The 8,074-nt window shown below is 67.3% G+C and carries 6 protein-coding genes; 3 read left to right on the top strand and 3 right to left on the bottom strand.

Going from position 1 to position 8,074, the window contains the following annotated elements; all coding sequences use genetic code 11:
- Positions 1-46 precede the first annotated feature (46 nt).
- On the bottom strand, positions 47-1,159 hold the full coding sequence (locus tag ON45_RS14240; protein WP_040494664.1) for an NDMA-dependent alcohol dehydrogenase: 1,113 nt from the start codon (positions 1,157-1,159) through the stop codon (positions 47-49).
- 104 nt (positions 1,160-1,263) lie between these two features.
- Here ON45_RS14240 and ON45_RS14235 point away from each other — a divergent pair, with 104 nt between their 5' ends.
- Entirely contained in the window at positions 1,264-1,782 is a 519-nt protein-coding gene (locus tag ON45_RS14235) for a hypothetical protein (protein ID WP_040494663.1), read from the top strand.
- A 4-nt stretch (positions 1,783-1,786) separates the two neighbouring features.
- On the opposite strand, the gene ON45_RS14230 is transcribed toward ON45_RS14235, so the two are convergent.
- Entirely contained in the window at positions 1,787-4,774 is a 2,988-nt protein-coding gene (locus ON45_RS14230; protein WP_040494662.1) for a M16 family metallopeptidase, read from the bottom strand.
- Between the two features lie 46 nt (positions 4,775-4,820).
- Entirely contained in the window at positions 4,821-5,417 is a 597-nt protein-coding gene (locus ON45_RS14225) for a precorrin-2 dehydrogenase/sirohydrochlorin ferrochelatase family protein (RefSeq protein ID WP_040494661.1), read from the bottom strand.
- A gap of 127 nt (positions 5,418-5,544) precedes the next feature.
- Between ON45_RS14225 and ON45_RS14220 the strand changes: the two genes are divergently transcribed.
- The gene (locus tag ON45_RS14220; protein WP_040494665.1) at positions 5,545-7,314 is read left to right on the top strand and encodes an NADPH-dependent assimilatory sulfite reductase hemoprotein subunit; all 1,770 of its coding nucleotides are present in this window, start codon (positions 5,545-5,547) and stop codon (positions 7,312-7,314) included.
- Complete coding sequence (gene cobA / locus ON45_RS14215; RefSeq protein WP_040494660.1) at positions 7,311-8,042, top strand: uroporphyrinogen-III C-methyltransferase; 732 nt, start codon at positions 7,311-7,313, stop codon at positions 8,040-8,042. Before ON45_RS14220 ends, cobA begins: the two co-directional genes overlap by 4 nt.
- The last annotated feature ends 32 nt before the right edge of the window (positions 8,043-8,074 follow it).

Raw genomic sequence — 8,074 nt, 5'->3', positions numbered from 1 at the left:
GCGCACGGAGCGCCGGAACTGATCACGAGAACGGCAATGGGCGAGGTCAGTCGTAGACCATGACGCCGCGGATGTTCTTGCCGGCGCGCATGTCGTCGTAGCCGTCGTTCACCCCGTCGAGCGTGTAGGTCTTGGTGACGAGGCCGTCGAGGTCGAGCTGACCCTCGCGGTAGAGGCTGAGCAGCTTCGGGATGTCGGCGCGGGGGTTGCCCGAGCCGAACAACGAACCGACGACCTGCTTCTCCATGAGTGTCAGGTCGAGCAGGCTCATCGAGGCCGACGCTTCCATCGCCGGGTGGATGTTCGTGACGACGACACGACCGCGCTTGGCCGTGAGTGCCAGCGCCTCGGCCATCAACTCGCCGGAACCGACGCCCATCGTGAGCACGACCTTGTTCGCCATCGTGCCCCACGACGCTTCACCGAGTGGCTCCATCGCCTCGGCCATGGACGCGGCGGTGTGCGTGGCGCCGAACTCCATCGCCTTCTCGCGCTTCGACTCGACCGGATCGATCGCCCAGATCTGCTTCGCACCGGCGAGCTTGGCGCCCTGGATCGCGTTGGCCCCGATCCCACCGACGCCGACCACGGCGACGACGTCGCCGGGGTTGACCTCGGCGGCGTACACCGAGGATCCCCAGCCGGTCACGACGCCGCACCCGAGCAGGCATGCGCGCTCGAGGGGAATGTCCTTCTCGATCTTGATACAGCTGGCCTCGTTCACGACGGTGTCGTGGGCGAACGTCCCGAGCATGCACATCAGGCCGAGGTCCTTGCCCTGGCCGTGGTGCCGTGACGTTCCGTCGCTGGCCTGCATCCCCAGGCCCATCAACGCACCCAGATCACACAGGTTCTGGTGACCGGTCGAGCAGCTCGGGCACCGTCCGCAGGAGGGGATGAACCCGAACACGACATGGTCGCCTTCCTCGAGCCAGCTCACGTCGGGGCCGACCTTGGTGACGACTCCGGCGCCCTCGTGGCCACCGATGATCGGCAGCTCGAACGGGAGGTCACCGGTGACGAGGTGTTCGTCGGAGTGACACATCCCCGATGCGGCGAGTTTCACCCGCACCTCACCGGCCTTCGGATCGTCGAGTTCGATGTCCTCGACGCTCCACGGTGAATCGACTTCCCAGAGAATTGCGGCCTTTGTCTGCATACGCCAGACAGTAGGTCACGGGGATGTGTCGCGCGGCACGGGACGCGCTGATCGCGCGGGCGGATCGAGGCACTTCGACACACCCCTCTGCCACACTGATCGACATGGATTCCGATGCCCTGTTCTCCGACGCGCTGATCGCGATGATCCGCGACATGAGCGAGTCCGAGCTGCACGACGTCGCGGAGATCGTGCGGCAGGTGCAGATCGAGCGGGCGATCGGTGGAGGCGACGAAGATGCGATCATCGCGTCGGCGTTCGAGACCGCGTTCGGACGCGACGGGCTGGCCGTGCTCCCGTGGGTCGAGGGCAACGTGGTCGTGTGTCCCGGCGGCATGGTGTCGAAATCGAGGACGAGCCACAAGTGCCGGTTCGTCAGCGTCGACGACACGTGGATCTGGGAATCGTCGCTGCTGCTCCGCGAGGACAAGCGGTCGTCTCCGGGAACCGACGAGGGCTTCCGCGCCGTGGCGCTGCTCCCGCTGGTCGACGGAACCGGGATCGACGTCGTGTCGGGCAGAGCCCGGAGCGGTCAGCACGCGGTCGAACACGTGGTCAGCTACGAGATCCGCGGCGGGGAACTCGTCGAGGTGTCGCAACGCACGGTCAACGCGCGCCACTGACGCGTCACGCGTCGGGTGCGACGCGAATCTCGATGTAGTCCGACGCGGGAATCCATCTGACGATCGCCTCACGGACGTCGTCGGCACTGATCTCCGCGACCAGAGCCGCCTGCCCGATGAAGTCGTCGAAGGAGGCATTGCCGTCCGGGTCGACCAACAGGTCGAGGATCTCGTCGTTGATCTGGGCGTTGTTGATGAAGTTGAGTTGCTCGGCGACCGTCGCTCGAGCGTTCTCGAACTCGCGCTCGGACGGACCGTCCGAGCGGAGCGCATCGAGTTGGGCGAGCGCCGCGGCGGAAACGTCTTCGATCAGATCGGGAGCGGTCGACACGGTGATGTACGTCTCGACCGTAGGGGTCGCGCCGCCACCGAGGTCGATCGAAGCCGACGGCGAATAGGTGTCGCCGAGCTCTTCACGGATGAAATCGTTCAGCCGGTTGTCGACGACCTCGCGAACCACTCGCGCGAGCACGTCGTCCCGACGATCCGCCGTGGCCGACGACGTGAACTGGAACGAGACGATCGCGGCTTCGCCCTGTCCGGCGGCGACGTCGACGACCACCTCGCCTGGCGGGGGCGGCGGCTCACTGAAGTCCATCACGTCCGAGCCCTCGCCGGCCGGAAGGGTCCCCAGATACGACCGGGCGAGCTCGATCGCCGAGCCGAGATCGAAGTCGCCGCTGAACGCGAACGACCAGTCCGAGGCATCGCCGAATCGCTCCGTCGCAACGCGGTCGACACCCTCGGCGTCCACACTCTCGAGGTCAGCCGGCGAGGACAGCACGTACCGTTCGTCGCCGCCGAACCGGGCCTCGAGCAGCGCGGCGTACTCGGCGTAGCCGGCGTCGATCGACGGATCCTCGGCGTACGGAAGCCGGTCGTCGACGTAGCGGTCGACAGCGGACCCGTCGGCGCGCGGTTCGGTCATGGTCAGATGCACGAACTGCATCAGCGTCTCGAGGTCGTCGGTCGCCGCGGTGCCGTACAGCGAGTCGGTCGGTGCGTCGATGAACGCCTCGAACGAGAGGTCACGGTCGTCGAGGAAGGTGTCCAACTCCACCCGATCGAACGGTCCGAGCCCGCTGTCTGCCAGCACACTGCCCAGGGCCTGGGCGTCGGCAACATCGCCGTCGGCGACGGCCTTGGATCCGCCCGGGCTCCGCGCCTCGAACCAGATCTGACCCTCCACGATGGTCGTGGTGTTGAAGGCGACGGACACTCCGTTGCCGAAGTCGATGACCAGCGGGGCCAGGTAGGGGGTGGGCCTCGTCGACATCTCGTACTGGTCGACCTCGTCGACCGGCTCGGGCCGAGCCATGAACTCGTCAGCGATTCCGGCATCGTCGGGGCGGGCGTCGAGTACCCGGTCGTCGGCACGATCGACGATGTCGACCAAGTCCTCCGCCGGAACGACCGCTGCGGCCTCGGCGCTCGGCACGGTCACGAGCACCTCCGCACCGGCTCGCGTGTACCGGTCGGTGAACACGGCGGCCACGGTCTGCGGGGTTGCCGCGTCGAGCACTGCGGTGATGAACGCAAACTCTTCTTCCGCAGTGACGTACCACTCACCCTCGAGCAGGTGGCGCTCGTACTCGGACGCATAGGACGTGTCCTGCCGGGAGCCGCTTCCGTCGATCAGCCGATCCGCCGACTGGCGGCGAACGGCGATCGCCCGGTCGAGTTCTGCTTGCGAGATCCCGAACCGTTCGACGCGTTCGAACTCGTCGACGATCGCTTCGGTTGACGCGCCGACCGCGTCGCCGTCGACCTCGACGCGGATTCCCGGGGCATCGCGATTCCGGACGATCGAGAGCTCCGTGGTGCCTGCGCGTTCGTACGGCGCCAGGTCGCGCAGTGCATCGTTGTCGAGACGGGTTGCGAGGACGTCGAACGCCAGGTCGGCGAGGATCGCCAACTGGGCATCGGCTTCCGCCGAGGATCCGTCCTCGACCGGGACAGGCAGCAGCACGCTGAGCGCCCCTTCGGCGAGTTCGGGGTCCTCGACGACCTCCACCCGGGTCATCCCGTCGGGTTCCACCACGATGTCGGGCCGCGCCGGCTCGCTCCCGCGCGATTCGGCGTCGGAGAAGCGCTCGACGATCCATTCCTCCACCTGTTCCGGATCGATCTCACCGACCACGATCACCGACGTGAGTTCGGGTCGGTACCAGTCGTCGTAGAAGCGACGCAGATCCTCCGAGGTGATCGTCTCGATCGACTCACGTCCGCCGATCGGCGAACGGCCGTCGTAGGGGGTGTCCTCGAGCACGAAGCCCGACGTCGCTTGCGCGATTCGACCGTTGGCGGTCTGGCTGCGGAAGCGCCACTCGTCGAGAACGACTCCGCGCTCGGCCTCGACGTCGGCCGGGTCGATCGTCGCGAACGAGAGCCACTCCTCCAGGATGTCGAGGCCGGTTTCCACCACTTCGTCGGCGTTGGGCACGGTCAGTCGGTACACGGTCTCGTCGTAGCCCGTGCGAGCGTTGACATCGGCACCGATGCCGCCGGCGCCGAAGCTGCGCAGCTCGTCGATCAACTCGTTCTTCGGAAAGCGTTCGGTCCCGTTGAACAGCATGTGTTCGAGAAAGTGCGCTCCGCCGAGCTGCGACTCGTCCTCGAGCACCGAACCCGCGTCGACTGCAAGACGGAGCTCCGCTTTGCTCCCCGGGTTGTCGTTGTCGCGGACCATGTACCGCAACCCGTTGTCGAGCGTTCCGGTCAGGGTGTCGGGATCGGGGGTCGACAGTGCAGGCAGGTCATCGGCGTCGGGAAGCAACGACTCGAGATCTGGTCGGTCCGGATCCGAGTCCGACACGTCGGTGTCGGTCGGTGACACCTCGGTCGCCGACGGCTCGCTCGAGGACGAATCGCTGACGGGTGGTTCCGTCGTCGACTCGTCGCCGACGATCGTGTCCGCGGACTCGGTGGAGACGTCGGCATCGGGGGAACAGGCGGCCGCGACGATCGCCGCGGTCACGACGACCGCGACCACGCCACCTCGTTGACGCCGCCTGCCCATCACCGTCGAACCCTACGGGTCACTTCGGGTTCGACTCGCTCGCGTCGAACAGTTCACGCAGGCGTGGCTTCCAGTCGATGTCCTCGGTCGAGCCGCCCGCCTCCTGCACGGCTCGGCGTTCGGAAGCGAGGATGTCGGCCACCTCCGCAACTCGATCGTCGAGGATCTCGGCCAGGCGGTCGCGCAGGTAACCGGCGAGGGCCGGGCTGGCCCCGTCGGTACTGATCGCTCCGGTGACGCGACCTACCCGGGTGATCGCTGGGAGGATGAACTCACAATCCACCGGCTGATCTGCGGCGTTCGTCCAGATCCCCCGCTCGCGTGCCGCCGCCGAGATCGCTTGATCGACGTCGTGATCCCCGGTGGCGGTGATCACGAGACGGATCTCGTCGAGGTCGGCCGACTCGAAGGGATGCTCGCGGAGGTCGACGATCCGGTCACGGTCGACGTGGGCGCTCACCTCGGTCGCGACGAGACGAACCCGGGCTCCGGCTGAGATCAGACCTGCTGCCTTGCGGGCGCCGATCCGACCTCCGCCGACGACGAGCACGAGAACGCCATCGAGGTCCAGGAAGACCGGATACGAGAAGCGAGCTCGTGAAATATTCTCCGGCATCACCCCAGCGTAGAGGCAGTCTCTCGATCGACGACCCGGTAAATCCCGACAAAGCCGACCATTGTTGTCAGGTATTGATTGAATGGATGGCACCGAGCACGCCATACGCGACAGCGAAGGAGACGACGTGAGCGCCGAGCAGATCAAAGTCGAGAGCAAGTACCTCGCCGGAACCATCGGGACCGAACTCGACGGGGACGAGGACAACTTCGAACACGACGCGGAGATGCTGCTGAAGTTCCACGGGATCTATCAGCAGGACGACCGTGACGTGCGCCGGGCGCGCACGCAACAGAAGCTGCCGGTCGACTACTCGTGCATGGTGCGTGCTTCGGTTCCCGGCGGGATCATCACGTCCGACCAGTGGCTAGCGCTCGATCGGGTCGCCGCCCTCGCCGACGACAAACTGCGCCTCACCACCCGCCAGGGCGTGCAGTACCACGTCGTCTACAAGAACGAACTGAAACAGCTGGTCGCCGGAATCAACGCTTCGCTGCTGACGACCCTCGGGGCGTGCGGCGACGTGGTCCGCAACGTGATGGCGTGCCCGCTCCCCCATCCCGAACGCCGCGCGATCCTCGATCCGGTCGTCGACGAGATGGTCGCCCGATTCCGCCCGCAGACCGAGTCGTACTGGGAGCTGTGGGTCGACGGCGAGAAGGCCGTGTCGGCCGAACGCCCGCGTGATCGCGCCCCCGATGCGCTCGATCCGATCAACGACATCGAACCGATCTACGGCGACGCCTACCTGCCACGGAAATTCAAGATCGCGATCGGGTGGCCCGGCGACAACTGCGTCGACATCTACGCGAACGACGTCGGCATCGTCCCGACGCTGTCCGAGGGGACGAGCGGCGAGCTGACCGGCTTCGTCGTTCTCGCCGGCGGCGGGATGGGCATGAGCCACAACCGTCCCGACGACACCTACCCGCTGCTCGCACAGCCGGTGGCATGGGTACCGCCGTCCGACGTGGGCGATGTCGTCGAGGCGATCGTCACGACGCAGCGCGACCACGGCAACCGGGACGACCGCAACCGCGCCCGCCTCAAGTACCTGCTCGAGGCGAAGGGCATCGACTGGCTGCGCTCCGAGATCGAGTCCCGCACCGGCCTCACCCTCGCCGACCCCGTCGCCCTCCCCGACTGGGAAGTCGAAGCACACCACGGCTGGCATGACATCGAGGCCGACCAGGGCACCACGAAGACGCTGGGGCTCCCGGTGCCGTCGGGCAAGGTCGCGGGTGGGCTGCGGTGGGCGCTGCGTCGCCTGATCGCCGATGGGCTCGTGAGCGAGCTGCGGGTCACGGCTCGGCAGGACCTGCTCCTGGTCGGCATCGACGAGCGCCGGGTCGAGACGGTCGAGAACCTGCTCCACGCGAACGGCGTTCCACTCGCCTCCGATCAGAGCCCGACACGCAACATCGCGATCTCGTGCGTCGCGCTGCCGACCTGCGCAAAGGCGCTCGGCGAGGCCGAACGGGTGCTGCCCGACGTCGTCGACCAGCTCGAGAAGGTGTTGGCCGACACGGGCAACACCGATCTGCCGTTGCGGTTGAACATGACCGGCTGCCCGAACGGATGCTCGCGTCCGTACAACGCCGAGCTCGGCATCGTCGGACGGTCGAAGAAGGGGTACGACGTGTTCGTCGGAGGTTCCCCCGCCGGCGACCGGCTCGCGAAGTGCCTGCGTGCGGACGTCCCGCTCACCGACATCCCCGAGTTGCTGCGCCCGCTCCTCGAACGGTTCAGCGCCACCTCGGAGGGCGACGTCAGCTTCGGCGACTGGGCCGTGCAGCAGGAATGGTCGGAGCTCGAAGCGATGCTTCCCGCCGACAATTCCCGCCGGGCACAGCGGGCTCGGAAGCAGGCCCGCGAGGCCGAGGGCGCGTCGGCATGACCGTCGCGCTCGTCGGAGCCGGTCCGGGCGACCCCGACCTGTTGACGATGAAGGCGGCACGCCTTCTCGCGGAGGCCGACATCGTCGTCCACGACGCACTCGTCGGTGACGGCGTGATGGCGTTGATCCCCGACCACGTCGAGCGGATCGACGTCGGCAAGCGGGTCGGTCGGCCGATCCCGCAGGAGATGATCTGCACGCTGCTCGTCGAACTCGGCCAGCAGGACCTGCGGGTCGTGCGGCTGAAAGGCGGCGATCCGTTCGTCTTCGGGCGCGGCGGCGAAGAAGCGCTCGCGCTGCGTGAGGCCGGCGTCGAGTACGAGATCGTCCCGGGAATCACCTCGTCGATCGCCGCTCCCGCTGCGGCTGGCGTGCCGGTCACCCACCGCGGTGTCGCGGCGGCGTTCACCGTCGTCACCGGTCATCGTCGTCCCGGCGAGCCCGACATCGACTGGCGTTCACTCGCCAAGGTCGGTGGCACGATCGTCGTCCTGATGGGCGTGACCCATCGCGGCTCGATCGCCGCGGAGTTGATCGCCGGCGGTTCGGCAGCCGACACCCCCGTTGCCGCGATCCGTTCCGCCACGACCGATCACGAGGACGTCGTCCGCTGCGACCTCGCCGATCTGGGCCACGCCGACATCGAGTCCCCGGCCACGATCGTCATCGGCCCCGTGGCCGCTTTCGACCTCCGCGACATCCGCACCACCCTCGCCACCGCCGACTAGCAACTCGTGAACAGTTCCGGCGCTCCGTGCGC

This window comes from Ilumatobacter nonamiensis YM16-303, from assembly GCF_000350145.1.
Classification (GTDB): Bacteria; Actinomycetota; Acidimicrobiia; order Acidimicrobiales; family Ilumatobacteraceae; genus Ilumatobacter_A; species Ilumatobacter_A nonamiensis.
This window is presented reverse-complemented; position numbering and strand designations above follow the sequence as displayed.

Coding starts and splice junctions, on each gene's coding strand:
- ON45_RS14240 (WP_040494664.1), bottom strand. CDS start 1,159: ATGCAGACAAAGGCCGCAATTCTCTGGGAAGTCGATTCACCGTGGAGC.
- ON45_RS14235 (WP_040494663.1), top strand. CDS start 1,264: ATGGATTCCGATGCCCTGTTCTCCGACGCGCTGATCGCGATGATCCGC.
- ON45_RS14225 (WP_040494661.1), bottom strand. CDS start 5,417: ATGCCGGAGAATATTTCACGAGCTCGCTTCTCGTATCCGGTCTTCCTG.
- cobA (WP_040494660.1), top strand. CDS start 7,311: ATGACCGTCGCGCTCGTCGGAGCCGGTCCGGGCGACCCCGACCTGTTG.